A 26,568-nucleotide genomic window follows, 5' to 3' on the forward strand; every position below is an offset into this window, starting at 1 on the left:
CAACTATTCGGATTTTGTTTTTTTATTTCTACCCAGTCGAATTACATGCTAATCTGACTTTATGTTCGGATTATTGATTAGATCGTATGACTACGCGTAAACCTCGTCAAACTCGAGCCAAAGTCACTGTCGACACGATTATTGAAGCAGGTTTTATTGCAGTGGCACTTCATGGACCAAGTGGTACTACAACACGTCATATTGCAGAAATTGCAGGCGTGAGTGTCGGGTCTTTATATGAATATTTTAAAAATAAAGAAGAAATTTATGATGCGATGAATCATTTTTTTGTTCGGGAAATTCTGGACATGATTACAGAGCTTACGCCGACGATTTTACAGCTGGAATTAGAGCCTGTTATCGAAATGATTTTTTATACTTTTAGTGATTTATTAAAGAAAAATAATGACCGTTACTTAACCGTTTTACGTTATGCAGGAGAATTGCAGTACGATAAATACATTCCAAAAATTGAACAGGCCTTAATGGAAGTCATCATGAAATATATGATGCACAATCCTAAATACCTAAAAATCAATAATTTGCCTGTAATTACCTACATTTGTATCAATAGTGGAATTTTTAATGTTGCGCGGCACCTTATTTTGCCAAACCCTTTTATTAGTTTTGACGAAATGGTGCAGGGGCTAACGACTATGATTATGAGCTATATTAATACAGAGATGGCACGTTCAGAAGAACATTGAGCTGAGTTAGAATTTTTATAAGTCCGATTAACAATAACAAAGCCCCCGCATAAATTTTATGCGAGGGCTTAGTTGCATTATGGCATGGTTGGAACTTCTTCAGGACGCATATCGAAAATCAAAATTTCGGCGTTATCACCATTGGTAAACGATAAACTTCCGCCTTCACGAATACGTGCAGCATCGCCAGTGTTAAATGTTTTACCATTTACATCAACACGACCTTTAGCAACGTGTAGATAAACATATCGACCCTCAGGAATCACAAATTCAGCAGTTTCTTCACCATCAAAAAGACCTGAGTAAATATTAATGTCTTGTTTGATCGATAAAGTTTTCTCGCCACCTTTTGGTGAGATGATCAAATGCAATTTACCGCGTTTGTCTGCTTCATCAATATGAACTTGTTGATAGCCCGGGTCTGTATTCACTTCATTTGGAACAACCCAAATTTGCAAGAAATGAACGCCTTCTTGAGCTGAATGGTTAAATTCACTATGAGCAACACCACGACCTGCACTCATGAGCTGAATGTCACCTGGCACAATCACAGAGCCTGTACCCATTGAGTCTTTATGCTCTAATGCACCTTCAAGTACATAGGAAATAATTTCCATATTGCGGTGAGGGTGAGTACCAAAGCCTTTAGATGGAGCAACGTTATCATCGTTAATTACAAGTAGATCAGAAAAACCAACTTGTTTAGGATCCCAATAGTTAGCAAATGAAAAGCTATGTTTTGATTGTAACCAACCATGATGTGCTGCACCACGCTCGTGAGATAAACGCATATCAAACATGATGTATTCTCCTGATTTAATTTTCTATCTGAGCGTAGTTTATCGTAGCGTTTATTGTAATAAAGCACTGAAAATGGAAAGCTTGGTACGATTTTTAGAACGATTAAATGAAAATTATTTGTTGACTAAGAAAAAAGCTATTTTGGTTAAAATTGAAATTTTACCTTTAAAGCTAAAGATGAAATTTGAGAAATAGTAAGATCACCAAACACTTTTAAATAAAACAATTGTAAGAAAAATGAATCTTTTTAGCCTATTTAATCGGTAAAAAATTTAGACATCTTTCATGCTATATACACATTAGTCTACAATGTGTATTTAAAGGAGCTTAATAATAAAAATGAATAAAAAGCTAATATTAAAAATAACTAAACCTAAACTGTTTTGAAATAAAGTTACTTTTCAATGGAAATGTTTTGTATTTATTGCTTATTTAAATGATGGATTTAAAATCACCTTTCTTTTCAATAATTTGAGTGAGAGTGCGTTATTGTAAATAAATGTGAAAATATTCACAAAGCTATAATTTTTTGTTAAGATCGTTAACATTAAAAACATAGAGATAATAATAATGATCAATAAAGTATTAATAGTGTTGTGTGTGAGTATTGTCTTTGTATTAGGGTATTGGGCCTATTTAGATAGTCAAAATAAAAGACATCAAGAGCTCATGCGGATCATACAAGAAGCAGAAAGAAACCTACAAAGTATCGAACGTAATCCAAATCATGCTCATCACAGCAATTTAGCTTCTTATAATATGCAAGAATATATTGGCGAAAAAAAATTATTTTCTAGCAGCATTGAGCTATAAACTTCTAAATTTTACAGCGTCATTGGTCATATCTTTTCATAAATTTTGATCATGTTTCTGTTGAATCTGTTAAACTTATTGAACGTATAGTAAAAAAGCTGCATAGGGGTTATGCAGCTTTTTTGTGTTTCAAGAGGGGCTGTGGCTATTTCCTATGTATGAAAACAGACATCAAATGAGTGGCATATTTGTTGCTTCATAAGTTTGAGATTCTTGTTTATAGGGCTGAACAGAAAAACAATATTGTTCAGCGACCTACATAGACGTAAATATTCCATAGTTCAGATTTTGCATAGAGGCTACTTATGGCAGCGCCCAATTCTTCGGCAGGCTGGTTAGAGCGTTTATTTAAGTTAAGCGACAATAAAACCACTTTCCGAACTGAAGTTCTTGCTGGTGTAACTACATTCCTAACGATGTGTTACATCATTATTGTCAATCCACTCATTTTATCTGAAACCGGCATGGATCATGGTGCCGTATTCGTTGCGACCTGTTTGGCAGCAGCTATCGGATGTTTAGTAATGGGGATCATTGCAAATTATCCAATCGCACTGGCCCCTGGTATGGGTTTAAATGCTTACTTTACCTACTCGGTTTGTATGGGGATGGGCGTGCCATGGCAAACAGCTTTAGCGGCTGTTTTTGTTTCAGGCCTTGTTTTTCTTGCAATTAGCTTCTTTAAAATTCGTGAAGCGATTGTCAATGCGATTCCGATGTCGCTTAAATTTGCAATCGGTGGGGGTATTGGTTTATTCCTAGCACTGATTGCTCTAAAAAATGCTGGAATCATTGTTGATAACCAAGCGACATTAGTCGGTTTGGGTGATATCAAACAGCCTACAGTATTATTAGCGCTATTCGGATTTTTAATGATTGTAGTTTTACACCAATTAAAGATTCGCGGTGCAATCATTATTAGTATTCTAGTCGTTACAGGCATTGCTACTGCTTTAGGTCTAAACGAATTTAAAGGTGTAGTGGGTCAAATCCCTTCAATTGCACCAACATTTATGCAAATGGACTTTAAAGGTCTATTTACAGCAAGTATGGTCGGCGTCATCTTCGTATTCTTTATTGTCGATTTATTTGACAGTACGGGTACTTTGGTTGGTGTTTCACACCGTGCGGGTCTTTTACAAGACGGTAAATTACCTCGTTTGAAGAAAGCATTATTTGCAGACTCTACTGCAATTGTTGCTGGTGCTGCATTAGGTACATCTTCAACTACACCATATATTGAGTCAGCTTCAGGTGTAGCAGCGGGTGGACGTACTGGTTTAACCGCTGTTGTGGTTGCAGTTTTATTTATCTGCTGTTTATTTTTAGCACCTCTTGCTCAATCTGTACCGGGTTTTGCAACGGCGCCAGCTTTATTGTTCATTGGTGTGTTGATGATTCAAGGTATCACTCATATCGATTGGGATGATATTACTGAAGCTGTTCCAGCCTTTTTAACTATTGTATTTATGCCATTTACCTATTCAATTGCTGACGGTATTGCAATGGGCTTTATTAGCTATGCATTAGTTAAATTATTCACGGGTAAGGCAAAAACTGTACCGTACATGGTGTGGATTATTGCTGCGCTTTGGGTATTTAAATTTATCGCGTTTGGCGGTTAATATGATTTTTTATAATTTTCTTCTTGAGCTATCTTAGACATAGTTTTTAATAAGAAGAAAATTATAAAAGGGTGTGATTTTGACCACACCCTTTTTTCTTTAGATGTGGAGTTAATATGAATCAAGTCGAGCTGATTCGTGCCTTACCAAAAGCCGAATTGCATGTGCATATTGAAGGGACTTTTGAACCTGAATTAATGTTTGCAATTGCCCAGCGCAATCAGATTCAGATTCCTTACAAATCTGTTGAAGAAGTAAAGCAAGCTTATAACTTTCATAATCTTCAATCATTTCTAGATATTTATTATGCTGGTGCAAATGTTCTTGTACATGAACAAGACTTTTATGATTTAGCATGGGCCTATTTTGAGAAATGTGCTGAAGATCATGTCGTTCATACAGAAATGTTCTTCGACCCGCAAACCCACACTGACCGTGGTGTTGCGTTCTCAACAGTGATTAGCGGTTTAAAGCGTGCGTGTGCAGATGCTAAAGCTAAGTTTGGTATCAGCTCTCAACTGATTATGTGTTTCTTACGTCATTTAAGTGAAGAAGCTGCATTTGAAACACTTGAACAGGCTTTACCATTTAAACAAGACATTATTGCAGTCGGCCTCGATTCAAGTGAAGTAGGGCATCCTCCAGCTAAATTTGAACGTGTTTTTGCTAAGGCTCGTGAAGAAGGTTTCTTAATCGTTGCTCACGCTGGTGAAGAAGGTCCACCTGAATATGTATGGGAAGCTTTAGATCTACTCAAAGTGAACCGTATTGATCATGGTGTACGTTCTGAAGAAGACGAACAATTAATGACGCGTTTAATTAATGAAAAAATGCCGTTAACTGTTTGCCCTTTAAGCAACTTAAAGCTATGTGTTGTTAAGGATATGAAAGATCATAATATCCGTCGTCTATTGCAAAAAGGCGTACACGTAACGGTTAACTCAGACGATCCTTCATATTTCGGTGGATATATGAATGATAATTTCTTTGCTATCCAACAAGCTTTAGACTTAAACAATGATGAGTTGAAGCAACTTGCAATTAACTCTTTTGAAGCCTCTTTCATTTCAGATGAAGAAAAACAAAAGTGGATTGCAGAAATCCAAAAGATCTAAATAAAAAACCGCCTATCTCAGGCGGTTTTTTTATACATATGTTTTATTTAGGTTGTTTGGTCATACTATTTAAAATATTGTCTTTATCAACAAAGTGATGTTTTAAAGCTGCAAGCACATGCCCAACAATCAGCAAGCCTGCAAACCAAGAAATATAAACGTGTAATGGTTTAACAACAGCTAAAAGCTCTGGGTTATCTTGTACTAAACGTGGAATTTCAAATAAATATAAAACAGGGGCAGGGTGACCAGCGCTCCAGCTAAATAAACAACCAGTGACAGGTAAAGCCACCAAAATCACATAAAGTAGTAGATGACCAACATGTGCCAAAGTTTTCATCATTGGAGACATGCTGTCAGGTAGTTTTGGAGCTGGATGTGTATAGCGCCATAAAATCCGGATAATCACCAAAAAGATAATGGTGGTTGCAATATTTTTGTGCAGTGTAATGACATCGCCTTTAAAGGGACCATCAACGTCATAACTTAAAAAATTTCCACTATAGAAACCAATAGCCCATGCTGTGATGAAAATGATTGCCATCACCCAATGCAGGATTTGTGCGGTACGGGTGTAATACTGAGATGAAACAGCAGGCATAAAAAACCTATTTTTTTGTCGTTTTGATTTTCAATTTTATGAGAAAGCACTGATTTTGAGAAATGTTTTAAATGTAACAGAGCGTGCTAAAAACAGAACGTTTAAGGAAAAATGCATTTGATGAGCCGAATTTTACGGGCGAAAAAAGATTGCATAAATGCATCAAATTATTTGTTTCTTCTAAAGTCGAGTTTAGGCACAATACGCGCTGCCAACGTTCAATCAAAGGAAAAAATGATGAAAAAATTGATGCTCGCTCTAGCGCCAGTTGTTTTAGCTTTAACAGCATGTGCAACGACTACAGGTACGGGTACAGGCGCTACTTCTGCACAAACAACAACTCAGCAGTTGGGTGTTGCTGCATTAAAAGTTGCTGTAAATGCGAAATGTATTACAGAGATTAATAATGTTGCAGCTTGGAAAACAGCAACAAAGCTTATGACTGCTGAGCAACGTGATAGCATTCAAACGAATGTTTGTGGTTGTGTGAGCGAAAAGGCACCAAATAGTGTAACGGCAGTAGAATTAGCAGCAGCTGCATTTGATGTAAATGCACGTGCTACAATTGTAAACCAAGTGGTTTCAAAAACTGTAAATGAGTGTGTGGCAGAAGCTTTACAAAAGTAATTAATGATTTTTGTATTAAAGAAGGCTGATTACTATTGATCAGCCTCTTTTGTTTAAAGGTGAAGAGTAAATGTTTATTGCTGGTGTAGATGAGGCGGGACGTGGTCCATTAGTAGGTTCCGTTGTGGCAGCGGCTGTTATTTTAGATCCGAATAATCCAATTGAGGGATTAAATGATTCTAAAAAATTAACTGAAAAGAAACGTGAAAAGTTGTTTATTGAAATACAAGAAAAAGCTTTAGCTTGGTCAATTGCAGAAGCAACGCACGCTGAAATTGATGAATTAAATATTTTACAAGCGACTTTTTTGGCCATGCAACGTGCAGTTGATGGTTTAAAAGCTCAACCACAAAAAGTGATTGTAGATGGGAATCAAATTCCAAAAGGAATCATTATTCCTTGTGACGCTATTGTTGGGGGAGATGCGAGTCATCCTGAGATCAGTGCTGCGAGTATTTTGGCAAAGGTTACACGTGACCGACAAATGGCAGAATTAGATCAGCAATATCCATTATTTGGTTTTGCCAAACATAAAGGATACCCAACTAAAGCGCATTTTGAAGCGATTGCAGCGCATGGGGTAATTGATCAGCACCGCCGCAGCTATGCTCCTGTTAAACGTGCTCTAGGCCTATAAATACAAAGTCCTAAAAAATTTAAAGCGACTAGAAAGTCGCTTTAATTAGGGAGAGAATAACTTCATATTAACGATTGAAGTTTTTCTGTGCATAATTATCATCTTCAAAAGAAACTTGATAATCTTGATCAAGATGTTGAAGGTGTTCATGCATTGCACGTTCATGTTGAATACGTTGATAAATTTCTTCGCGATGAACAGAAACCTCTTTTGGTGCATTCACACCAATACGAACCTGGTTTCCTTTGACGCCAAGCACAGTAACACTGACTTGATCCCCAATCATTAATGTTTCCCCGACACGGCGGGTCAGAATCAGCATGTTTATCTCCTTGCTAAACGCTTAAAACTGCAATATTGGTACCCAAATAAAAGCTCAACCTCAGTTTTCAGTCAGATTCTAACAGAAATATGAGAACAAAGTCATATTTTGATAATCACTGCCAAAAAACTTTCCGTTTAATATAACAGAGCCGCTATAAAAAAAACTATAGCGGCTCTGTGTTTTCTTTGATTATTGTCGGACAAGTAAACATTTTTTAATGAATTATTGACCGTTTGGTAAAATTAAGCGCGGGCGCTGCTTTCACCATGTTCACGATCTAAACCAAAAGCGGTATGTAGACAACGAACAGCAAGTTCAAGATATTTCTCGTCAATAATGACAGAAACTTTAATTTCAGAAGTTGAAATCATAAGAATGTTGATGCCTTCGTCAGCTAGGGCGGTGAACATCTTGCTCGCTACGCCTGCATGTGAACGCATACCTACACCTACGATAGACACTTTAACGATGTCATCACGTGTTGAAACTTCACGTGCACCAATATTTTTGGCAGTTTCATTTAAGATTTTTTCAGCTTTCGCTAAATCAACACGGTTTACAGTGAAAGTGAAATCTGTTGTGCCATCTTCTTCAACATTTTGCACTATCATGTCGACTTCAATATTGGCATCACTTACTGGTGATAAAATTTTAGAAGCAATACCTGGTTCATCAGGTACACCTAAAATCGTTAATTTTGCTTCGTCACGGTTAAAAGCAATACCTGCAATAATTGGCTGTTCCATAGTATCTTCCGCCTCAGTCGTAATGAGTGTACCTACATTTTCTTTAAATTCTTCGTCAAACGCGCCGTCGTTATCATTATCAAAACTTGATAATACACGTAAAGGAACTTGATATTTTCCGGCAAATTCTACTGAGCGAATTTGTAAAACTTTTGAACCTAATGAAGCCATTTCTAGCATTTCTTCAAAAGAAATACGGTCGATTTTTTTGGCTTTAGGAGCAACACGCGGGTCAGTGGTGTAAACGCCATCTACATCAGTGTAAATTTGGCATTCATCTGCTTTTAGCGCAGCAGCAAGAGCAACACCAGAAGTATCTGAACCACCGCGGCCTAGTGTTGTGATATTTCCATTAGCGTCAAAGCCTTGGAAACCTGCAACAACAATAACACGGCCTGCATCTAGGTCATTGGTCATGACATCTGTATCAATAGACTCAATACGCGCCTTGGTAAATGCACTGTCAGTTTTAATACCGACTTGACGTCCGGTATAGGATTTAGCTTCCACACCAATCGAATTAAGTGCCATAGCTAACATGGAAATCGTCACCTGTTCACCGGTTGAAACCATTTGGTCTAACTCGCGTGGGTCAGGTGTTTCGGTAATGGCTTTAGCGAGAGCAAGTAAGCGGTTTGTTTCACCACTCATTGCAGATACGACCACAACAACCTTGTGACCGTGATCATGCCAACGCTTAACACGACGAGCAACATTTAAAATGCGCTCGGGGGTACCCATAGAAGTACCGCCATATTTTTGAACGATTAATGCCATAGTTTTTCCATATAAGCCATGACCCTGAGAGGCTTTTCAGGGTCAGTTACACAAAAAGTGAAGTCTTATTTTTGTTCAAGCCATGCAGGTAATGCAGCAATAACTTGTCCAAACTTCTCGTTAAGTGGCGCGCCACCTTGTGCTAAGTCAGGTTTACCACCACCTTTACCACCTAACTCGGTTGCTAGATGCTTGATGATGTCACCTGCTTTTAGATTTGCAGTGTATTGTGATGCAACTGAAGCAAGTAGGCTAACTTTGTCACCCTCTACGCCAGCTAACACAATAACTGCATTCTCTAATTTTGATTTAACACTGTCGTGCAAGTTGCGAAGTGATTTCGCGTCTACACCTTGAACAGTGGTAATAAGCGTTTGACGACCAGAAATCGTTTGTACCTGATCAATCAATTCTGACGCTTGGAAGTTTGCCAATTTCTGATTGAGCTGTTCAATCTGCTTTTGTAATGCAGAAACAAGTTCTACGTTAGCCTGTACACGCTCAACAGTTTGGTCTTTCTGTGCTTTTAATAAGCCATTAATGTGCTGGATATCAGCATCAGTTTTTTGAACTACTTCTAAAGCTTTAGTACCAGTCACTGCTTCAATACGACGTACCCCAGCAGCTACACCGCCTTCAGAAGTGATTTTAAATAAACCAATATCACCTGTACGCTTAACGTGAATACCACCACAAAGTTCAATGGAGAAGTTTTTCTCATCAATCACTGAACCCATAGCGAGAACACGAACTTCGTTACCGTATTTTTCACCGAACAACATCATTGCGCCTTTTGCTTTTGCTGCTTCGATGTCAAGGAGTTCAGTAGTTACAGCTGTATTTGCAATAATTTCTGCATTTACCAAACGCTCAACCTGTTGTAACTGTTCAAAAGTTACGGGTTGGTCGTTAGCAAAGTCAAAACGTAAGATATCACTTGCAACTAAAGAACCTTTTTGTTGTACGTGTGAACCTAAGATTTGACGTAGAGCAGCATGTAATAAGTGAGTTGCCGAGTGGTTGCGCGCAGTAGCTTCACGAATATCTGCTTTAACAATCGCTTCAACGTTTTGATCAGCTTTAAGGTTACCAACGGTCACAATACCTTGATGAACAAAGGCACCGCCTGACTTTTTGGTATCTTGAACTTCAAAAATACCAGTTTCGTTTTTGAAAATACCTGTGTCACCAATCTGACCACCACTTTCTGCATAGAAAGGAGTCTGGTTTAAAACGATAAGTGCTTCGTCGCCTTCAGAAACTTCATCAACTTGTACGCCATCTTTGTAGATCGCTACAATTTGGCCTTGACCAGTGGTGTTGATATAACCGTCAAACTGGGTTTCGCCTTCAACTTGTACAATGCTGTTATAGTCAATAGCGAATTTACCAGCATCACGAGCACGTTGACGCTGAGCAGCCATTTCTACTTCAAAACCAGCTTCGTCAATAATAAAGTCACGTTCACGTGCAATATCAGCAGTTAAGTCTGTTGGGAAGCCGTAAGTGTCGTAAAGTTTGAAGACTGTTGCACCAGGAATAGTCTTGTCTTTTAACTGAGCAAGTTCACCTTCAAGTAGTTTTAAACCTTGCTCAAGTGTTTTTGCAAACTGTTCTTCTTCACGAACTAAAGTTGCTTCAATCACATCTTTACGAGCTGCGAGTTCAGGATAAGCCTCACCCATAACTTCGATTAAAGGTTGCAACATTTTGTAGAAGAACGTACCAGTTGCACCAAGCTTATTACCGTGACGCACAGCGCGGCGGATAATACGGCGTAGTACATAACCACGACCTTCATTGCTTGGGTTTACACCATCAGCAATTAAGAAACAGCATGAACGCGCATGGTCTGCAACTACACGTAAAGAAGGCTGACCTTCGTCTTCAATACCAATAATGTTTGCAGCAGCTTTTAATAAGTGTTGGAACAGGTCAATGTCGTAGTTTGAATTAACATGTTGCAATACAGCAGAGATACGTTCTAAGCCCATACCTGTATCAACAGATGGAGCAGGGAGAGGGTGAAGCACGCCGTCAGCAGTACGATTGAACTGCATGAAAACGTTGTTCCAGATTTCAATGAAACGGTCGCCATCTTCTTCAGGTGTACCTGGTAAACCACCCCAAATGTGATCACCATGGTCAAAGAAAATTTCAGAACATGGACCACATGGACCTGTATCGCCCATTGCCCAGAAGTTATCAGATGCGTATTTTTCGCCTTTATTATCACCAATACGGATAATACGTTCAGGCGCTAAACCAATTTCTTTATTCCAGATGTCATAAGCTTCATCATCGGTGTGATAAACGGTCGCATATAAACGGTCTTTAGGGAGAGCTAACCATTCATCGCTAGTCAAAAATTCCCAAGCGAATTTAAGTGCATCACGTTTGAAATAATCACCAAATGAGAAATTACCTAACATTTCAAAGAATGTATGGTGACGAGCAGTGTAACCAACGTTGTCTAAGTCATTGTGTTTACCACCAGCACGTACACATTTTTGTGATGTCGTTGCACGTACATAGTCACGTTTTTCAAGACCTAAGAAGCAGTCTTTAAACTGGTTCATCCCAGCATTTGTAAATAATAAAGTTGGGTCGTTGGCAGGAACAAGAGAACTCGACGCGACACGTGTATGCCCTTGCGTCTCAAAGTAGCGCAAAAATGCTTCACGAATTTCAGCAGATGTCATTAAACGAGTACTCACAACCAAGTCACTCCATATTTTCGAATTTGGCTAAATGTATCAATGCTTGTTTGTTTTATGTCAAACCTTAGCATGTGATACGGGGCTTATTTTTTAAAAACGCTAAATTGTAGCGGAAAAACCCCACCGAACCAACGATTTTAAAAGGAATATCTTACAAAACTGTGATTTGGCTAAAAATCTATATTCAATTGGGCGTGACGTGCTTTACTATATGCCTTCTTTAGCCTGTAGTTTTGTAGATAAGGATAGGTCATGCAACGTATCGCCATTAATGGGTTTGGCCGAATTGGACGTAATGTTTTACGTGCCTGGTTTGAGAGCTCAAAACAATTTCAATTTGAAATCGTGGCGATTAACGACATAGCTGATGTGCAAACATTAGTGCATTTATTTAAATATGACTCAACACATGGTCGCTTCAATGGAAATGTGGAAATATTCATTGAAAATGAAAAAGTTTTTTTGAATATTCAGTCAAATCAACGAACGCTAAAAGTTGAGGTTTTAAACCAAAAACAACCCGAACTTTTACCATGGTCTAGTTTAGATATTGATGTGGTACTTGAGTGTACAGGACTGTTCCGTTCTCACGCTGATGCAACGCGTCATCTACAAGCAGGGGCGAAGCGTGTCATTATTGGGGCAGCACCTTTTGATCATGTCGATGCAGCCATTGTTTATGGTGTGAACCATCATGAAGTGAAAGTGACTGATCAGATCATATCAAGCGTTTCATGTACTACGCAGGCTTTAGTTCCATTGGTGAAAATCATTGATGATGCTTTTGGTATTGAAACAGCGCTTATGACCGAAATTCATGCAGTAACGGCAGACCAATCTGTACTCGATCACGCACATCGTGATTTGCGCCGCGCTAGAGCTTCAGGGCAAAATATTATTCCGACCACATCTAGTGCACTCGGTGCATTAAAACGTGTTATGCCTAAAATGGAAGACCGTATAGATGGTTATTCAATTCGGGTACCTACTATTAATGTGGCTGCTATTGATTTAACTTTTATCGCGCAATCTCCAATTACTGTGCATCATATTAATGAATTGCTAATCAAAGCATCTCAAACAGACTATGCAGAAATTATGGCAGTAACAGATGAGCCGTTAGTTTCCAGTGATTTTAACCATTCACCTTATTCACTCATCGTGGATTTAACTCAGACTATGGTCGTTGGGCATCAAGCTAAAGTATTTGCTTGGTACGATAATGAATGGGGCTATGCAAATCGATTATTAGATTTGTGTGATTCTTTCTGAAATTGAATTTAATTAATAAAGGATGTTGAATAAACATCCTTTTTATAATTGTTAATTTGAAGTATAAAAAGTTAAAAATAATGAAAATTATAAATATTAGTGTTGTGTAAAATTATATCTATTTGTATGATTCGAAAATATTAAAATTTTAATTATAGAGTTCATATGAAATTTAAATCAAAAAAAATAAGTGGTTTTTTAATTATTACATCTACTATTATTTTAACCGCTTGTGGTGGTGGAGGCTCAGATCAAAATACTAATGATCAAGCTGAAAGTAATTTAGAAAAAGACGATGCGATTTACCAAGTTTATTATCAACCTTCTAATTTTTCTTCAGGTATTTATAGTGATTCTTTTGAAATTACTCAATATTCAGTTAAGAATAATGAAATATTTTTTGCAAAGTCACATAACCAGCCATTAGAAACTGAACTTTTAACTGAAAAGAAGATTTTAAATAAAGGGACGTTACAAACTAATATTGTGAAAAGGTTAACATCTAGCAGTTGGACTTATGAATTAACGCCTGATTTGAAAAAGAATTTAAAGTTTGAAATTGTGAAGTTGGATGGTGAAAATATCTTTGACCGTGTATTACCGGGCTATAAAGAAAATAAAAATCTAGAAACGGGTCTTCATAGTCAACTTGATAAAAATTTAATTGAATTTTATCAAAACTATAAGAATGTTAGGTTTCCAAAAAATAGTTATTGTTATCGTTTAAAAGAGACTCAATGGAATCAATCTTATATTTCAGATATATCTGGTTTTGATTCAAGTCCATCGTTTAGTGAGAAAAAGCAGTCAATTATCGAAAGATATAATAACTTAGGTCCAGATAAAAAGTATTTTAGGCTTCTAAATTCGCAGTGGTATGGGTATAACTTAACTGTTTTAGAAAACTTAGAAACTGGTGATATTGAAAGTGCACTGGGTAATAATAATGATCAGTTTGCTTCTATGGAATTTGTATCAAGCAGCTTATGGGATGCTGATAGAAGTTTGGCGTATGAGAAGTCTCACCTTTATTCTATAGAAGATAACCCAATTAATGATGTGCACTCATTAATTGCTTTCAGACAAAAGCTAAAAATTGCAAATCTTGAAAAAGGTTGTTTTGCTTTTAATACTCAAGCAGCTCAAGCTATTCAAAGATTAAATTTAGTTAACTGGCAATCAGGTGATAGTTCAGATATTGGCCCATTCTTTGGTCGAAGAACTTTTGCCTATAATATGAGTGAAGTAGAATAAAGTATTGAATATTCTAGTTAATTCATGAAATCTTCTTTTTGACTTTAGAGTTTATTAAGAAAGATTTATGCAAATTGTCAGGTGCATGGCAGAAAGTATCATGCTACACTAAGAGAAATCGGGTGTGTTCCCGATTTTTTTATGTGGGGTCGTTCCACGTTGATCAGATTTTAGGCTTGAAATATGACCATTTCAGAGACATGGTTGCTGCCTGACGGGGTAGCAGATGTATTGCCGGAACAGGCACAAGTCATTGAAAAACTTCGCCGTGAAGCTTTAGATTTCCTCGCGGTGCGAGGTTATCAATTGGTATATACACCATTTATCGAATACATCGAATCGTTGTCTTCATTATCAGAATCAAATCAAGACTTAGATTTAGTAACTTTTAAGGTTATTGATCAGCTCTCAGGCCGTTTACTCGGTGTTCGTGCTGATATGACGCCACAAGTTGCACGTATTGATGCACATGTAAGACCAGTTGAAGGTGTTGCTCGTTACTGTTATTCAGGGACTGTATTACATACTAAACCACAAAACTTCAATGCCACACGTGCACCTTTGCAATTAGGTGCAGAGTTATATGGCCACGATAGTATCGAAGCTGATGTCGAAATGGTCGATGTTATGCTGGGATTGATTGAGAACATCTATACCTTACAAGGCGCGCATTTAGATTTGGGCCATGTAGGTTTGTTCCGTAGTCTAGTCAAGTATGCTGGCCTGTCAAAAAATGAAGAACATGAACTGTCTGATCTTTATCAAAGAAAAGCATTGCCAGAGTTAGCAGAGTTTACTCAAAGCCTTAACATGGGTTCTGATTTCTATGCGCTTGGTCGTTATTCTAGTGATCTAGAAGCATTACAGACGAATTTAAGTGCCAATATTTTGCAAGATGCTGAATTTAAGTCAGCATTAGATGCACTGAAGACGACGCTTGAACAAATTAAAGGTCGTTGGCCAAATCTCAATATCGGTATTGATGTTGTAGAGCTACGTAGTTATCACTATCACACGGGCTTAATGTATGCAGTATATGCGCCGAACCGTGCTGCGCCGTTAGCGCAGGGTGGTCGTTACGATGGTATTGGTGAGCACTTTGGTCGTGCACGTCCTGCTACTGGCTTCAGTTGCGATTTATATGCTTTAGGTGCAAATCAGTTCGCCGAAATAGAAACTGTTGTTGCTCCAAAAGGCTCAGAACAAGATTTACTCTCAGCAATTTCGAATGCACGTGCTCAAGGTTTACGTGTCGTTCAATTGTTAGGTAATGATGATTTAACTTCTATTCCTTATGCAACACATCAACTGGTGTCGCAAAATGGTCAATGGAATATTGAAAAGATTTAAACGCCAACGGTAAATTTTTACTGATGGTTTCCAATTTTAACAGCATGATGTAATGAGGCTATTATGGGCAAGAATGTTGTGGTACTTGGTACCCAATGGGGCGACGAAGGTAAAGGTAAAATCGTCGACCTGCTCACAGATCAGGCGGCTGCGGTAGTACGTTATCAAGGCGGACATAACGCAGGTCATACTCTTGTCGTAGGTGGTAAAAAGACTGTATTGCACCTCATTCCATCAGGTATTTTACGTGAAAACGTATTGTGCTTAATTGGTAATGGCGTGGTGCTTTCACCAGCAGCATTAATTGAAGAAATGGGAATTTTGGAAGCTGAAGGTGTTCCTGTTAAAGAACGCCTACGTATTTCTCCAAACTGTCCACTTATTTTGCCTAACCACATTGCACTTGATCAGGCACGTGAAAAGAAACGTGGTAATGCTAAAATCGGTACTACAGGTCGTGGTATTGGTCCTGCTTACGAAGATAAAGTAGCTCGCCGTGCAGTGCGAGTTGCTGACCTTGTTCGTGGTGGCGCGGCATTAGAAGAAAAACTCCAAGAAATGCTTGAGTTACATAACTTCCAATTAACTCAGTTCTACGGTGTAGAGGCTGTTAAATTTGAAGATGTATTGGCTCTTTGCAACCAATGGCGTGAAGTTCTTGCTCCATTAGTAGTTGATGTTACTAAAGTGTTGCATGACTATCGCAAAGAAGGTAAGGCTGTAATGTTTGAAGGAGCTCAAGGCTCACTTCTAGATATTGACCACGGTACTTATCCATACGTTACAAGTTCAAATACAACTGCTGGTGGCGTAAGCTCTGGTTCAGGTATGGGACCTTTACATCTTGATTATGTATTAGGTATTACTAAAGCTTATACAACACGTGTAGGTGCTGGCCCATTCCCAACTGAATTGGTTTACGATGCAGCAGCTGATGCTGGTGACCCAGTGGGTAAACACCTTGGTACAGTGGGTCATGAATTTGGTGCTTCTACTGGTCGTCAACGTCGCTGTGGTTGGTTTGATGCTGAAATCCTTCGCCGTTCTGTAGATGTAAACTCACTTTCTGGTATTTGCTTAACTAAACTAGACGTTCTAGATGGTTTAGAAGAAGTAAAAATCTGTGTGGGCTATGAAAATACAGATTCAGGCTGTGTAGGTTCTTCTGATGCGGTTTCTTTTGAATGCTTGAAACCAATTTATGAAACTATGCCAGGTTGGAGCGAATCGACTGTTGGTTTAACCAGTATTGATCAATTACCAGCAAATGCTTTAGCTTATGTGAAGCGTATTGAACAATTAATCGAATGTCCGATTGATATCGTTTCAACTGGTCCAGACCGTGCAGAAACAATTGTTTTACGTCATCCATTCTCTGCTTAATTAGCAAAGATTAAAAAGGCCTCCTAAAAGGGGGCTTTTTTATACCCGACTAAAGTGCAGTTTTCGTTTTGCTTAATTCAGATTAAAACCTTATGTACATAGATGAGGGATGAGGGGCTCAGGATGAAGCTACAACCGACTATTTCAAAAACAATTTTCTATTCGTTTTTATTTGCTATTGGTGGATCTCCAACGCTGGCTATGCTGGTCATTTATGGACAAACATATCATGAAGATTTCTTTATAACTGCTTTTATGAGCTTGTCAGTTTTGTTCGCATGTGTGTTAATTCCTGTGGTACTCATACAAAATAGCTATTTACTCTGGAAAAGGGAAAGTCCTAATCTTGAAGAGAAAGTTAAAACCTTAAGTCATGTTTATCTTGGCTTAAATGTAATATGTTTGATTTTTTGGATTTATTTGATGACTTTATCGACTTGATCGTTACATAAATACTATGATCATGAAGGAATGAGACATTCAAAGCATAAGCGGGATTTCTTATAATAAGTACAAAAGAATAAACAGCTTTTTTAACGAATTAGGTGATCCATGTTGATGAATAAAAAACTCTTTTTAAGCTTGTGTGCAGCAAGTGTGATGACCATTTCTGGCTGTGCAACAGTAGCGGACATGGCAGGCGCAGATACAGCAACCTTAAATGCTCAATCTGCTCAAGGTTTTAATAAGATGGTGCAGGAAGCACGTGGTAAGGGTGCTCTCGATACAAGTTCTAGTACATATAACCGTATTAATGCTGTATTTAACCGTTTAAAACCATATGCGAACCAGATGAATCAGACTGGTCAGCCATTTAGCTGGCAGTTAGCGGTGTTGAAATCAGATACCATTAATGCTTATGTTGCACCTGGTGGTAAAGTGGTGTTCTATACAGGTATTGTGAATAAATTGAACCTGACAGATGCTGAAATTGCAGCTGTTATGGGGCATGAAATGACTCACGCCTTAGAAGAGCATGCGAAAAGTAAAATTGGTGCTCAAGCTTTAACTGATTTAGCATTAAATATTGGCTTAAGTCAGATTAATGGTGGTAATGTGGGGCAACTAGGGTCGGCTGCGGCTCAGTTAGGTTCACAAGTGGGTGTAGGCTTGCCATATTCTCGTAGCTTGGAAAGTCGTGCTGATCAAGGCGGCTTAATGCTAATGGCACGTGCAGGTTATAATCCAAATGCAGCGATTACACTTTGGGAAAAAATGAATAAACTTGAAGGTGGCGGTGGTTCATCATTCTTGTCCACTCACCCATCTAACTCTCAGCGTATTGGCGATATGCGTAAAAACTTGCCTGCGGCAATGGCAGTTTATAATAGCCGTAAATAAGATATAAATTTTTTATAAAAGAAAACGGATGCTTAAGCATCCGTTTTTTGTTTATGGGGCAGGGTTGGGTTGTTGGGTATGAATAGCTTCAATACCTTGTAAAACTTCACTAGATAATTCAATTTCAAATGCCTGAATATTTTCTTTAAGTTGATCTAGGTTAGTTGCTCCAATAATGGTACTCGTCACAAAGAATTGTTGTTTGATAAATGCTAATGCCATTTGAGTTAAGCTTAGTCCATGTTTCTCTGCTAGCTGTGCATATTGCTCAGTTGCCCATTCGCTTTGAGGGTTGCTGTAGCGGCTAAAACGAGGAAATAATGTGACACGAGCATTAGCAGGACGAGCACCATTTCTAAACTTGCCAGAGAGATAGCCAAAAGCAAGAGGAGAGTAGGCAAGTAAGCCAACATCTTCATATTTCGCAATTTCAGACATACCTATTTCATAGGTGCGGTTGAGTAGACTATATGGATTTTGAACACTTACAAATTTACTTACACCCAGCTTTTCAGCCAAATGTAAAAATTTCATCGTGCCCCACGGCGTTTCATTCGATAAACCAATATAGCGAATGCGCCCTCGGTTAATCTCTTCTTGTAGAGCAAGTAATGTTTCTTCTAGAGGTGTTGTGTCGTAATCATTTTGTGCTTGTTGGTTGCCATAAGCGAGCGTACCAAAAAAGTTGGTATGACGTTCAGGCCAATGCAGTTGATAAAGGTCAATATAGTCGGTTTGGAGACGTTTCAAGGAGCCATCTAGGGCTTTAGCAATATGATCGCTGTGGAAGCGCGTATGGCCTTCTCTGATGTGTGTTCCTCCAAAGCCTGGCCCTGCAATTTTAGAGGCAAGAAAGACTTTGTCACGTTGACCATTTTGGGCAAACCAATTGCCAATAATTGTTTCAGTTGCACCATAGGTTTCAGGTTTTGGCGGAACTGAATACATCTCTGCCGTATCCCAAAAATATAAACCGTGTGCCAAAGCATAATTGAGTTGTTCAAATGCTTCTTGCTGAGAGTTTTGCTCACCAAATGTCATGGTGCCTAAACAAATTTCTGGAAGCTTGAGGCCTGTGCGACTAAGTGGGTTAAATTGCATACAGCGGAATCCTTGGAAATTTTGAGTTAGCCTAACGGAGAATATGTATTCAACTTAAATCATAAAATTAGAATAGTTTGTAAGTTTTGTGTATTAACTCATTGTTGCATATAAAAAAAGCAAACCGAAGTTTGCTTTTTATTAAAAATTTAATAAATATTATTCGTCATCATCATAGTCTTCATCAGAAACAGGTGCTTCTTCTAATGAAACATCAAAAATAAGAATAGCCTTACCATCTGTCTGGATCATGCCTTGATCTTCTAAGGTTTTAAGTACACGACCAACCATTTCACGTGAACATCCCACAATACGGCCAATTTCTTGACGAGTAATACGAATTTGACGACCGTTTGGCAAAATCATTGCTTCTGGTTGTGAAGATAGGTCGATTAGACAACGTGCAATACGCCCAGACACATCAATAAATGCAAGATCTGTCATTTTACGAGTCGTATTTTTTAGACGGCGAACAAGTTGTGCAAAAACAGCATAACTTAAGTCTGGATATTGTTTGCTAAGTTCGTGGAAGTTGTCATAAGAAATTTCTGCAATTTCACAGACATCACGCGTACGAACTTCAGCTGTACGTTGCGGGTTCGGTTCGAAAAGCCCCATTTCCCCAAAGAAGTCGCCCGGATTCAAATATGCAACAACAATTTCACGTTCGTCATCTTCACGTAAAATAATTGAAACTGAGCCTTTTAAAATTAAATATAAAGATTTCGACTCTGTTCCTGCATCAACAATTGTGGTTCGTTTTGGATATCTGTTGATGTGAGCACGTTTTAACAATGCTTTAACGGATTCAGGTAGTTGCCCCGGAGATAAAGCATCTGTGCTGAGTTGTGAAAAATTTGAAGTCATGCTTAATATGTTCCGAATAGGGTAAACAATTCACACAAGCCCGAGATGAGCTATTACACAGAAGAGATGAAATTCCTTATCAACTCATTTTATGTTAGTGTACAAAACAAGGGTCTGTTGACATTTCACAGATGGTTGCGACATAAGACAATTCTTTTAGACGTTACCAAGCAAGAGCTATGAAATTTAGCCATTCTAAATAAATAGATCTTAACAACGGAACGTACAAAATAATATGGTCTTGCGCTGTGCCTGCGCTGCTTAAATGGCAACTCAGATTATGGCTGAAATTTCACAAACTATATAACAAAACTGGACAAAGGATTGCCATTGTCTGGGTTTTGCGTCTTATTTGGATTAATTTTTAGCTCTAACGCAATCCATAGATGAAATGTCAACAGACCCTGCTTAAATTTATAATTTTTTTTAGGTAGTTGCAATGCAAACAAGTGTACATTGGCTAGAGAATGTTGCTTTTGAAGCGAAATCGGATAGTGGGCATAGTGTCATTATGGATGGCTCACCTGAGTATGGTGGTGAAAACCGTGGTCCACGTCCTATGGAATTGCTATTAATGGGACTTGGTGGGTGTGCTTCGTTTGATATTGTGACCATTTTAAAGAAATCTCGCCAAGATGTGACGAATGTTGTATGTAATTTAAAAGCTGAGCGCGCTGACACAATTCCAGCTGTTTTTACTAAAATCCACTTACACTTTGTGGTAACAGGTAAAGCTGTTAAAGAAAAACAGGTTGCAAAAGCGGTTGAATTGTCTGCCGAAAAATATTGTTCAGCGAGTAAAATGCTTTCCGATGGTGGTGTAGAAATTACCCATGACTTTGAAATTATTGAAGCGGAATAAGACAGTTTTTTGATAGCTAAAAATTAAAAGAAGCTGACATTAGAGTTGGCTTTTTTATTGTCAAAAATAACTAAAAAATAAGAGGAGGGATGAAATGAATATTCGTACTGCTAAACGGGAAGATACTCAAGCAATATGCGATTTACTTAAACAGATGGGCTACCCACAGCCACTCACTCTTATCCAAGAAAAATTTGAAATACTGCATAATGACGCTAACTCACAAATTTTGGTTGCTGAAGAAAAGGGCAAGATTTGGGGTTTTTTATCTCTTTATTTTATTCCGCAAATTGCCTTAGAGGGTGACTTTGCCAAAATATGTTATCTATGCGTTGATGAGAATATACGTAGTAAAGGTGTAGGGCATTTACTCATACAAGAAGCTGAGCAACAAGCCAAGCACCGTGGTTGTGATCGAATGGAACTTCATTCTGGAGTACAAAGACCTTTGGCACATCAATTTTACCTAAGAGAAGGCTATATCGAAGCACCAAAGTATTTTCGTAAAGCCTTAAATTAACGAGCTGTATTTAGAAAAAGCTGCGGATCTACCCGAGCATTATTAAGGCTCATGCCCCAATGCAGATGAGGACCTGTCACGCGTCCAGTTTTGCCCACTAAACCTAGTGTTTCTCCTTGGCGAATATGTTGACCTTTTTCTACTTTAATTGTGCTTAAATGGCAGAACATGCTGACTAGGCCTTGGCCATGATCAATCAACACAGTTTGACCATTAAAAAAATAAGATCCGGTTTGGATAACGACACCATCTGCTGGTGCAACAACTTTTTGTCCCACTGGTGCAGGGATATCTAACCCTGAGTGAGGAGCGCGCTCTTCACCATTAAAAAAGCGTTTTCTTCCAAAAGAATTGGAAAACTTCCCTGAAGTTGGGCGTATAAATGCTGGTAAGGTTTGCCATGAACTCTTTGTAAATGAGCTATAAACATCATTTTGTTCTTTAGCTTCTTGAGCATAGCGGTCTAACTGGCTTTGGTTCGGGTTCACATAATCTTGGTTAGTGACTTTAATCCGTTGCTCCGCATAAGGATAAGACTTAATTTCTATTTGAATAGGGGTTTTATTCGTATCGAGTTGTACACTACCAAGTGGGGTAGATAACGGAATACCAAGTACAGCATAACGCTGATGACCTTCCTGACTGATTAAAACTGGCTTTTGTTGAAAGGTGACCCGAGTAATATCACTAGTTAAGGGAATAACTGCGATTCCACCAGCTCTTCGAGAGTCTTGGGGGAGCTCGGCAAAGCAGTAAAAAGGTATTGATGTAAAAAGCAAAGTAGAAATGAGTTTTTTTATTAACATAGCAACAATAATTTTATAAGAGAATATTCGAGATTATATCAGTAAGTTTTAATTAAGAGTTATTTTAATTTTTTTAATAATTGAATTCTAATTTTATTTATTACTTTATTTTAATAATTGGTTGTTTGTTTATCCTTGTTTTTGTGATTTTCTTTATCTTATATTTTAAATTTTCTAAACTTAACTTTTTATTTTGATTATTTATTAATTCTTGCTATTTTTCTTTGATTTTAAATATCTTGTTATTTTAATTTTTATTGTCAATAATGATTTTTTGGTTAAATTTATAATCAAAATTTTAATTATTATATAAATATTTTAAAGGACTTTAATATAATGTTAAATATATCTTATGAAGATCGTTTTACTGAAATATGGAAATACATGCAACGAGGGTTGGTTTATCCAGCCCCCCATGCAATTTTTACTACGGTTTGGCTTAATACCGAAATTACACGTGAAAAAATTCGTCAGTTAATGATCGCTGTGCGTCAAGAGGTCAATAAGAATCCAGCACTTTCTAGTAAAAATACAACTTTGGCAATTGGCATATCTTTTGATAATTGGGATCTGATTTGTAAAAAAGATAAGTTGTCACGACCAAAGGGAATGCAATTACATTATCCAGAAGAAAAAAATCCAAATGTCTCAGAAGTTTTCTCTGATTCTAATGGGAGTTTTAAAAATTCGGATGGCGACATTTGGTTACATGTAAAAAGTGATGATGCTGATGCGTGTACAGTATTACAGAAATATATTGAGCATTTTTTAGCTTCAGATATTAAAGAAATATTTAGTCAAGTTACTGCTTCACAATCTAAAACTGGTCGCAATGGTAAGGTTTTAGGGTGTCGTTTTTCTGAAAATTTAAATAATCCATCTGATCCAATTTCACTGGCAAAACATACTTTAATTGGTGCAGAAGACATTGATCATTTTGGTGGCTCATACGTTTTATCTCAAAGGTTTTTAATTAATTGGGATCAAATCAATATGATGTCAGAAGATCAAATTGAAGATTTGATTGGACGTAAAACTGACGACACGATTATTCCAGACCGTGATAGCCGTTCGCACATTAAAGCTTCTCGTGTACAAGATGAAAATGGAAATACTACACCAGTTCTGCGTTTAGGCTTACCGTTTGGCCGTGCTGAGTCAAATTCAAGTTTTAGAGTGCCAAAATCGGTAACTAAAGCAGATGAAGCAGGGATTTATTTTGCTGGTTTTGCAAAAACTGCTGCAATTTTAGAAGAGGTTATGGCAAGTCAGATTGGGGCAATAGAAGGCTTTATGAATGACCGTCTATTCAATAGCCTTCATTCAGACTTGGGAGGAATATTTTATATTCCAAGTTTAAAAGATTTAGCATTAGATGATGCATCAGAATATTTAAATGATTTTAGTCGATTAGATAAAGATAACTGGAATTTTTTCCCAGGTATGGATTGGAATCGATTTGATCGCCATTATATGAATAGTTCCGATAATGGTTTGATGTACTACAATCATAGTAATTATCTTTTTAACATGGCAACTGGGCTAAATCCCCATAGTGAATTTTTTAAACCACCTTCTAATCGTATTTTAAGTTTACTTGAGAATACATTTTCTTTATGGCAAGACAACTGGTATTTCAATCGGAAACAAGAAGAAATTGAACAAGGGGTGGATTATTATATTGATGAGTTTGACATCAGTGATAAGCCTGAAAATATTATGGGTTTATCTATTATGTTGCGCAAAGGTTGGGCTATTCGATTAAGCTTACAGTTATTCTCATCAGAAAATTATGGTTTCCGCGGACGGAAAATTTTATTAAAAAATGGTGAAATGATTCCGTATTCAACTGGGCGCGAATGTGAAGGTAAGGTCATTTATGGATCGGATACTTATCGCATTATGCCTGATGAAATTATTGTAGGAGCTATGCCAAATCTGACCTTGGGTGAAGGTCGTTATGTCATGAAGTATTTATCTGAAGAAGAACGTCTTCAGGGCTTTTTGCGTAATTTAAGTGAAGCATCGGGTGTTGGGCATGTTATTCCAAATTATAAAAAGGCACTAGATTTAGGTTTAGCTGGTCTACAACAAGAAATTGCTAAACATGCAAGCAATGCGCAGACTCCAGAGAAGAAAGACTTCTATGAAGCTTCAAGATTAGCACTAACTGGTATTTCTGAATATTTCTTAAATTACTCAAAGCTTGCATTTAAAGTCGCAGGCCAGATGCAAAAAGGACAAGAGTTCGAAAGAGATAATTTAATTGCAATTGGTCGACGAATGGAAAAGTTGTCCAAAGATAAACCGGACACATTTATTGAAGCAGTTCAATTTATTTTCACATTGCATAGTTGTTTGCATTTAAATGGTGAGCCAACAGCATTTGGACGTATGGATCAGCTGTTACAACCTTTCTTGGACAACCATTCGGCTAGGCCTGAAGAGGCGCAAGAAATTATCGATGCGTTCTATATTAAGCTAGATGAAAAAGTACAACAAAACCGTATGTTTATGGAAGACCATCAACCTTTTGGTAATCTCGCAATGGGTGGTAGTTCGGGACCTTATCCTCAAGGTGCATCTTTGGGACAATGGATTCAACAGATTACAGTTGGTGGGACAGTAGCTGATGGTACAGAAGACTTTTCTAAAACCAAACCAGCTTATAATGAGGTCACAAAATTATTTATTCGTGCATCAGGCCGGTTACCGTTAAATGCACCGTGTTTGTCTCTACGCACTCGCAAGGATATTCCTGAAGAAATTTTAGAAGTGGCTGCACATGCAATTTTATCTGGCGGTGCTCACCCAATTTTATTAAATGATGAAAAACTCATTCCTAGTCTTCATCAAAGTGGAAATGGTGTAGGGGGGCATGCACTCACTAATCTGCCAAATTGGAATTCTAAAGTCGATATTCGTTCGGCACAGAATTACGCTTGTGATGGTTGTTATGAACCTCAGTTCCCTGGCGAAAACTGGTTTTCTTTAGGTGGATTCTCGACATTACAGCCTTTGGAGTGTGCACTAAATCAGGGTAAAACAATTTCAAGTGCGGGACAAAGCTATCTGTTTGGACAAACTGTTTCATTAAATACTAAACCTGCTGATCAGATTGATAGTTTTGAAGAATTATTAGAGTTATACAAGCAACATTTTGAATTGCTCAATCGCAAGGCATTCAATGGGCAAATTCTAGGCTACGGTGCCAATACAGATATTTGTCCATCTCCAATTCTAAATGTCTTGATGGATGACTGCTTGGCTAAAGGGCAAGATTTTTATAGTGGTGGTGCTAAATATAATATTTATGGACCGTGTTATATCTCGCTCAGTAATACAATTAACTCGTTGTATGCCATTAAGGCGATGGTTTTTGACCCGTTAACCGCAGTTACTACATTGCCTGAACTATTAGAGTGTCTCTGCTGTGACTGGGGATATAAAATGACTGAGCCATTTATTAGCAATTTAGCTGGTCATGCCCGTATTGCCGCGCAAGCTGATCGTTATAAGCGCTTACGTGAAATTGCTTTGGCACAACCACGTTATGGACGTGGTAACCCCGAAGTCGATAAACTAGGCGATGAGATTGTTAAAATGATTGCTGAGATATCAGTCAAGACATTTACTCATCCATGGCCACAATTCGCACAAAGCCTTAAAAATTTGGCTGAACGCTATGGTTCAAAAGAGCATCCGTTTGGTATACAGATTCAACCGGGTGTGGGAACTTTTGAAAATCATGTGGAGATGGGGGCATGGAATGGTGCGAGTGCTGATGGTCGCCGTTTAGGTACGACAGTAGCTTCTGATCTAAGTCCATCACCAAGTCCAGCAGATTTGGCAATTGATCATCAAAAAGTTGAGTTTAGCCGTGCTTTACAAGGTTTTAATGGTATTGGCACAGACTTAATGGCTGATGGAGCACCTACAGATTTTAATATTGGTGAAGACTTTGGCGTTAAAGAACTTGTAGCTATTCTGAAGCAATTCAGTCAAGGAAGTTCATCTAATATTTTAACAATAACAGTAGCTGACCCAGAAACATTTGCTCAAGCTGTGACATCACCTGAGCAATATAATTTGTTAAGAGTACGTACCGGTGGTTGGTCAAACTTCTTTACATCTGTGTTCCCTACTATTCAGGAGCAACACCAGCGTCGTCCTGTGTCGACGCCAGACCTACCCAAAGAAAAAACAGAACAAGCAAAATGTCCATTTCATCAATGGACTAATTGATTAGTTGTTTTAAAAGGCAGTCTTTTTAAATAAAGGCTGCCTTCAATTATTTTAATATTTAACAGTGATAACT

The 26,568-nt window shown here is 37.9% G+C and carries 23 protein-coding genes and 1 pseudogene; 16 read left to right on the forward strand and 8 right to left on the reverse strand.

What is annotated here, in order from left to right; translation table 11 throughout:
* Nucleotides 1-86 precede the first annotated feature (86 nt).
* Nucleotides 87-707: a TetR/AcrR family transcriptional regulator gene (locus tag ACS125_RS09715; RefSeq protein ID WP_238612476.1), complete on the forward strand. Its 621-nt coding sequence runs from the start codon at nt 87-89 to the stop codon at nt 705-707.
* Between the two features lie 77 nt (nt 708-784).
* Here ACS125_RS09715 and ACS125_RS09720 read toward each other — a convergent pair whose 3' ends face one another.
* Nucleotides 785-1,507 carry a pirin family protein gene (locus tag ACS125_RS09720; protein ID WP_009387780.1) on the reverse strand — a complete coding sequence of 241 codons (723 nt, stop codon included), beginning with the start codon at nt 1,505-1,507 and terminating at the stop codon, nt 785-787.
* 571 nt (nt 1,508-2,078) lie between these two features.
* Between ACS125_RS09720 and ACS125_RS09725 the strand changes: the two genes are divergently transcribed.
* From ACS125_RS09725 to ACS125_RS09735, 3 genes are all read left to right on the forward strand, one after another.
* On the forward strand, nt 2,079-2,321 hold the full coding sequence (locus ACS125_RS09725; protein ID WP_004793783.1) for a hypothetical protein: 243 nt from the start codon (nt 2,079-2,081) through the stop codon (nt 2,319-2,321).
* Between the two features lie 305 nt (nt 2,322-2,626).
* Nucleotides 2,627-3,946: an NCS2 family permease gene (locus tag ACS125_RS09730; RefSeq protein WP_004793782.1), complete on the forward strand. Its 1,320-nt coding sequence runs from the start codon at nt 2,627-2,629 to the stop codon at nt 3,944-3,946.
* Nucleotides 3,947-4,062: 116 nt separating this feature from the next.
* Nucleotides 4,063-5,061 carry an adenosine deaminase gene (locus ACS125_RS09735; RefSeq protein ID WP_322904123.1) on the forward strand — a complete coding sequence of 333 codons (999 nt, stop codon included), beginning with the start codon at nt 4,063-4,065 and terminating at the stop codon, nt 5,059-5,061.
* Nucleotides 5,062-5,104: 43 nt separating this feature from the next.
* Here ACS125_RS09735 and ACS125_RS09740 read toward each other — a convergent pair whose 3' ends face one another.
* A complete protein-coding gene (locus tag ACS125_RS09740) occupies nt 5,105-5,662 on the reverse strand; it encodes a cytochrome b (RefSeq protein WP_443271798.1) in 558 nt (185 codons plus the stop codon).
* Between the two features lie 237 nt (nt 5,663-5,899).
* On the opposite strand from ACS125_RS09740, the gene ACS125_RS09745 reads away from it, so the two are divergent.
* Nucleotides 5,900-6,289: a hypothetical protein gene (locus ACS125_RS09745; RefSeq protein ID WP_004793775.1), complete on the forward strand. Its 390-nt coding sequence runs from the start codon at nt 5,900-5,902 to the stop codon at nt 6,287-6,289.
* Between the two features lie 70 nt (nt 6,290-6,359).
* Nucleotides 6,360-6,926: a ribonuclease HII gene (rnhB, locus tag ACS125_RS09750; protein WP_443271800.1), complete on the forward strand. Its 567-nt coding sequence runs from the start codon at nt 6,360-6,362 to the stop codon at nt 6,924-6,926.
* Nucleotides 6,927-6,993: 67 nt separating this feature from the next.
* Here rnhB and csrA read toward each other — a convergent pair whose 3' ends face one another.
* The 3 genes from csrA to alaS all read right to left on the reverse strand — a co-directional run bounded on the left by csrA (nt 6,994) and on the right by alaS (nt 11,476).
* Entirely contained in the window at nt 6,994-7,248 is a 255-nt protein-coding gene (gene csrA / locus ACS125_RS09755; RefSeq protein ID WP_004793773.1) for a carbon storage regulator CsrA, read from the reverse strand.
* A gap of 245 nt (nt 7,249-7,493) precedes the next feature.
* Entirely contained in the window at nt 7,494-8,774 is a 1,281-nt protein-coding gene (locus tag ACS125_RS09760) for an aspartate kinase (protein WP_004793772.1), read from the reverse strand.
* A gap of 65 nt (nt 8,775-8,839) precedes the next feature.
* A complete protein-coding gene (gene alaS / locus ACS125_RS09765) occupies nt 8,840-11,476 on the reverse strand; it encodes an alanine--tRNA ligase (RefSeq protein ID WP_023274289.1) in 2,637 nt (878 codons plus the stop codon).
* Between the two features lie 270 nt (nt 11,477-11,746).
* Here alaS and gap point away from each other — a divergent pair, with 270 nt between their 5' ends.
* The 6 genes from gap to ACS125_RS09795 all read left to right on the forward strand — a co-directional run bounded on the left by gap (nt 11,747) and on the right by ACS125_RS09795 (nt 18,094).
* Nucleotides 11,747-12,766 (forward strand): type I glyceraldehyde-3-phosphate dehydrogenase, encoded by a 1,020-nt coding sequence (gene gap / locus ACS125_RS09770; RefSeq protein WP_174729164.1) that lies wholly within the window; start codon nt 11,747-11,749, stop codon nt 12,764-12,766.
* Between the two features lie 165 nt (nt 12,767-12,931).
* The gene (locus ACS125_RS09775; RefSeq protein ID WP_443271803.1) at nt 12,932-14,020 is read left to right on the forward strand and encodes a hypothetical protein; all 1,089 of its coding nucleotides are present in this window, start codon (nt 12,932-12,934) and stop codon (nt 14,018-14,020) included.
* 183 nt (nt 14,021-14,203) lie between these two features.
* Nucleotides 14,204-15,370: an ATP phosphoribosyltransferase regulatory subunit gene (locus ACS125_RS09780; protein ID WP_004793685.1), complete on the forward strand. Its 1,167-nt coding sequence runs from the start codon at nt 14,204-14,206 to the stop codon at nt 15,368-15,370.
* Between the two features lie 63 nt (nt 15,371-15,433).
* Entirely contained in the window at nt 15,434-16,753 is a 1,320-nt protein-coding gene (locus ACS125_RS09785; RefSeq protein ID WP_004793683.1) for an adenylosuccinate synthase, read from the forward strand.
* A gap of 123 nt (nt 16,754-16,876) precedes the next feature.
* Nucleotides 16,877-17,194, forward strand: coding sequence for a hypothetical protein (locus ACS125_RS09790; RefSeq protein ID WP_174741319.1), 318 nt, complete (start codon nt 16,877-16,879; stop codon nt 17,192-17,194).
* A 117-nt stretch (nt 17,195-17,311) separates the two neighbouring features.
* Nucleotides 17,312-18,094, forward strand: a complete 783-nt coding sequence (locus ACS125_RS09795) for a M48 family metallopeptidase (RefSeq protein ID WP_034596647.1) — start codon at nt 17,312-17,314, stop codon at nt 18,092-18,094.
* Nucleotides 18,095-18,145: 51 nt separating this feature from the next.
* Here ACS125_RS09795 and ACS125_RS09800 read toward each other — a convergent pair whose 3' ends face one another.
* Together ACS125_RS09800 and crp are read right to left on the reverse strand one after the other, a co-directional pair.
* Nucleotides 18,146-19,195 (reverse strand): NADP(H)-dependent aldo-keto reductase, encoded by a 1,050-nt coding sequence (locus ACS125_RS09800; RefSeq protein WP_174741317.1) that lies wholly within the window; start codon nt 19,193-19,195, stop codon nt 18,146-18,148.
* A gap of 159 nt (nt 19,196-19,354) precedes the next feature.
* Nucleotides 19,355-20,062: a cAMP-activated global transcriptional regulator CRP gene (gene crp, locus ACS125_RS09805; RefSeq protein ID WP_009388407.1), complete on the reverse strand. Its 708-nt coding sequence runs from the start codon at nt 20,060-20,062 to the stop codon at nt 19,355-19,357.
* A 241-nt stretch (nt 20,063-20,303) separates the two neighbouring features.
* On the opposite strand from crp, the pseudogene ACS125_RS09810 reads away from it, so the two are divergent.
* From ACS125_RS09810 to ACS125_RS09820, 3 genes and pseudogenes are all read left to right on the forward strand, one after another.
* Nucleotides 20,304-20,366, forward strand: a pseudogene (locus tag ACS125_RS09810) (hypothetical protein); the annotation flags it as partial.
* Between the two features lie 135 nt (nt 20,367-20,501).
* A complete protein-coding gene (locus ACS125_RS09815; RefSeq protein ID WP_005041936.1) occupies nt 20,502-20,924 on the forward strand; it encodes an OsmC family protein in 423 nt (140 codons plus the stop codon).
* Between the two features lie 94 nt (nt 20,925-21,018).
* A complete protein-coding gene (locus tag ACS125_RS09820) occupies nt 21,019-21,444 on the forward strand; it encodes a GNAT family N-acetyltransferase (RefSeq protein ID WP_443271808.1) in 426 nt (141 codons plus the stop codon).
* On the opposite strand, the gene ACS125_RS09825 is transcribed toward ACS125_RS09820, so the two are convergent.
* A complete protein-coding gene (locus ACS125_RS09825) occupies nt 21,441-22,250 on the reverse strand; it encodes a peptidoglycan DD-metalloendopeptidase family protein (protein WP_443271810.1) in 810 nt (269 codons plus the stop codon). The genes ACS125_RS09820 and ACS125_RS09825 overlap by 4 nt on opposite strands.
* A gap of 336 nt (nt 22,251-22,586) precedes the next feature.
* On the opposite strand from ACS125_RS09825, the gene ACS125_RS09830 reads away from it, so the two are divergent.
* A complete protein-coding gene (locus ACS125_RS09830) occupies nt 22,587-26,495 on the forward strand; it encodes a Dyp-type peroxidase (RefSeq protein WP_443271813.1) in 3,909 nt (1,302 codons plus the stop codon).
* Nucleotides 26,496-26,568: the final 73 nt, after the last annotated feature.

The organism is Acinetobacter sp. PFS20 (assembly GCF_052261015.1).
GTDB lineage: Bacteria > Pseudomonadota > Gammaproteobacteria > Pseudomonadales > Moraxellaceae > Acinetobacter.

Excerpts from the sequence above, each read along its gene's own strand:
- ACS125_RS09735 (WP_322904123.1), top strand. The coding sequence starts at position 4,063 with ATGAATCAAGTCGAGCTGATTCGTGCCTTACCAAAAGCCGAATTGCAT.
- ACS125_RS09800 (WP_174741317.1), bottom strand. The coding sequence starts at position 19,195 with ATGCAATTTAACCCACTTAGTCGCACAGGCCTCAAGCTTCCAGAAATT.
- ACS125_RS09825 (WP_443271810.1), bottom strand. The coding sequence starts at position 22,250 with ATGTTAATAAAAAAACTCATTTCTACTTTGCTTTTTACATCAATACCT.
- ACS125_RS09730 (WP_004793782.1), top strand. The coding sequence starts at position 2,627 with ATGGCAGCGCCCAATTCTTCGGCAGGCTGGTTAGAGCGTTTATTTAAG.
- ACS125_RS09815 (WP_005041936.1), top strand. The coding sequence starts at position 20,502 with ATGCAAACAAGTGTACATTGGCTAGAGAATGTTGCTTTTGAAGCGAAA.
- alaS (WP_023274289.1), bottom strand. The coding sequence starts at position 11,476 with ATGACATCTGCTGAAATTCGTGAAGCATTTTTGCGCTACTTTGAGACG.
- ACS125_RS09795 (WP_034596647.1), top strand. The coding sequence starts at position 17,312 with ATGAATAAAAAACTCTTTTTAAGCTTGTGTGCAGCAAGTGTGATGACC.
- ACS125_RS09775 (WP_443271803.1), top strand. The coding sequence starts at position 12,932 with ATGAAATTTAAATCAAAAAAAATAAGTGGTTTTTTAATTATTACATCT.
- ACS125_RS09725 (WP_004793783.1), top strand. The coding sequence starts at position 2,079 with ATGATCAATAAAGTATTAATAGTGTTGTGTGTGAGTATTGTCTTTGTA.
- ACS125_RS09780 (WP_004793685.1), top strand. The coding sequence starts at position 14,204 with ATGACCATTTCAGAGACATGGTTGCTGCCTGACGGGGTAGCAGATGTA.
- ACS125_RS09715 (WP_238612476.1), top strand. The coding sequence starts at position 87 with ATGACTACGCGTAAACCTCGTCAAACTCGAGCCAAAGTCACTGTCGAC.
- rnhB (WP_443271800.1), top strand. The coding sequence starts at position 6,360 with ATGTTTATTGCTGGTGTAGATGAGGCGGGACGTGGTCCATTAGTAGGT.
- gap (WP_174729164.1), top strand. The coding sequence starts at position 11,747 with ATGCAACGTATCGCCATTAATGGGTTTGGCCGAATTGGACGTAATGTT.
- crp (WP_009388407.1), bottom strand. The coding sequence starts at position 20,062 with ATGACTTCAAATTTTTCACAACTCAGCACAGATGCTTTATCTCCGGGG.
- ACS125_RS09760 (WP_004793772.1), bottom strand. The coding sequence starts at position 8,774 with ATGGCATTAATCGTTCAAAAATATGGCGGTACTTCTATGGGTACCCCC.
- csrA (WP_004793773.1), bottom strand. The coding sequence starts at position 7,248 with ATGCTGATTCTGACCCGCCGTGTCGGGGAAACATTAATGATTGGGGAT.
- ACS125_RS09745 (WP_004793775.1), top strand. The coding sequence starts at position 5,900 with ATGAAAAAATTGATGCTCGCTCTAGCGCCAGTTGTTTTAGCTTTAACA.
- ACS125_RS09720 (WP_009387780.1), bottom strand. The coding sequence starts at position 1,507 with ATGTTTGATATGCGTTTATCTCACGAGCGTGGTGCAGCACATCATGGT.
- ACS125_RS09785 (WP_004793683.1), top strand. The coding sequence starts at position 15,434 with ATGGGCAAGAATGTTGTGGTACTTGGTACCCAATGGGGCGACGAAGGT.
- ACS125_RS09740 (WP_443271798.1), bottom strand. The coding sequence starts at position 5,662 with ATGCCTGCTGTTTCATCTCAGTATTACACCCGTACCGCACAAATCCTG.
- ACS125_RS09830 (WP_443271813.1), top strand. The coding sequence starts at position 22,587 with ATGTTAAATATATCTTATGAAGATCGTTTTACTGAAATATGGAAATAC.
- ACS125_RS09820 (WP_443271808.1), top strand. The coding sequence starts at position 21,019 with ATGAATATTCGTACTGCTAAACGGGAAGATACTCAAGCAATATGCGAT.
- ACS125_RS09790 (WP_174741319.1), top strand. The coding sequence starts at position 16,877 with ATGAAGCTACAACCGACTATTTCAAAAACAATTTTCTATTCGTTTTTA.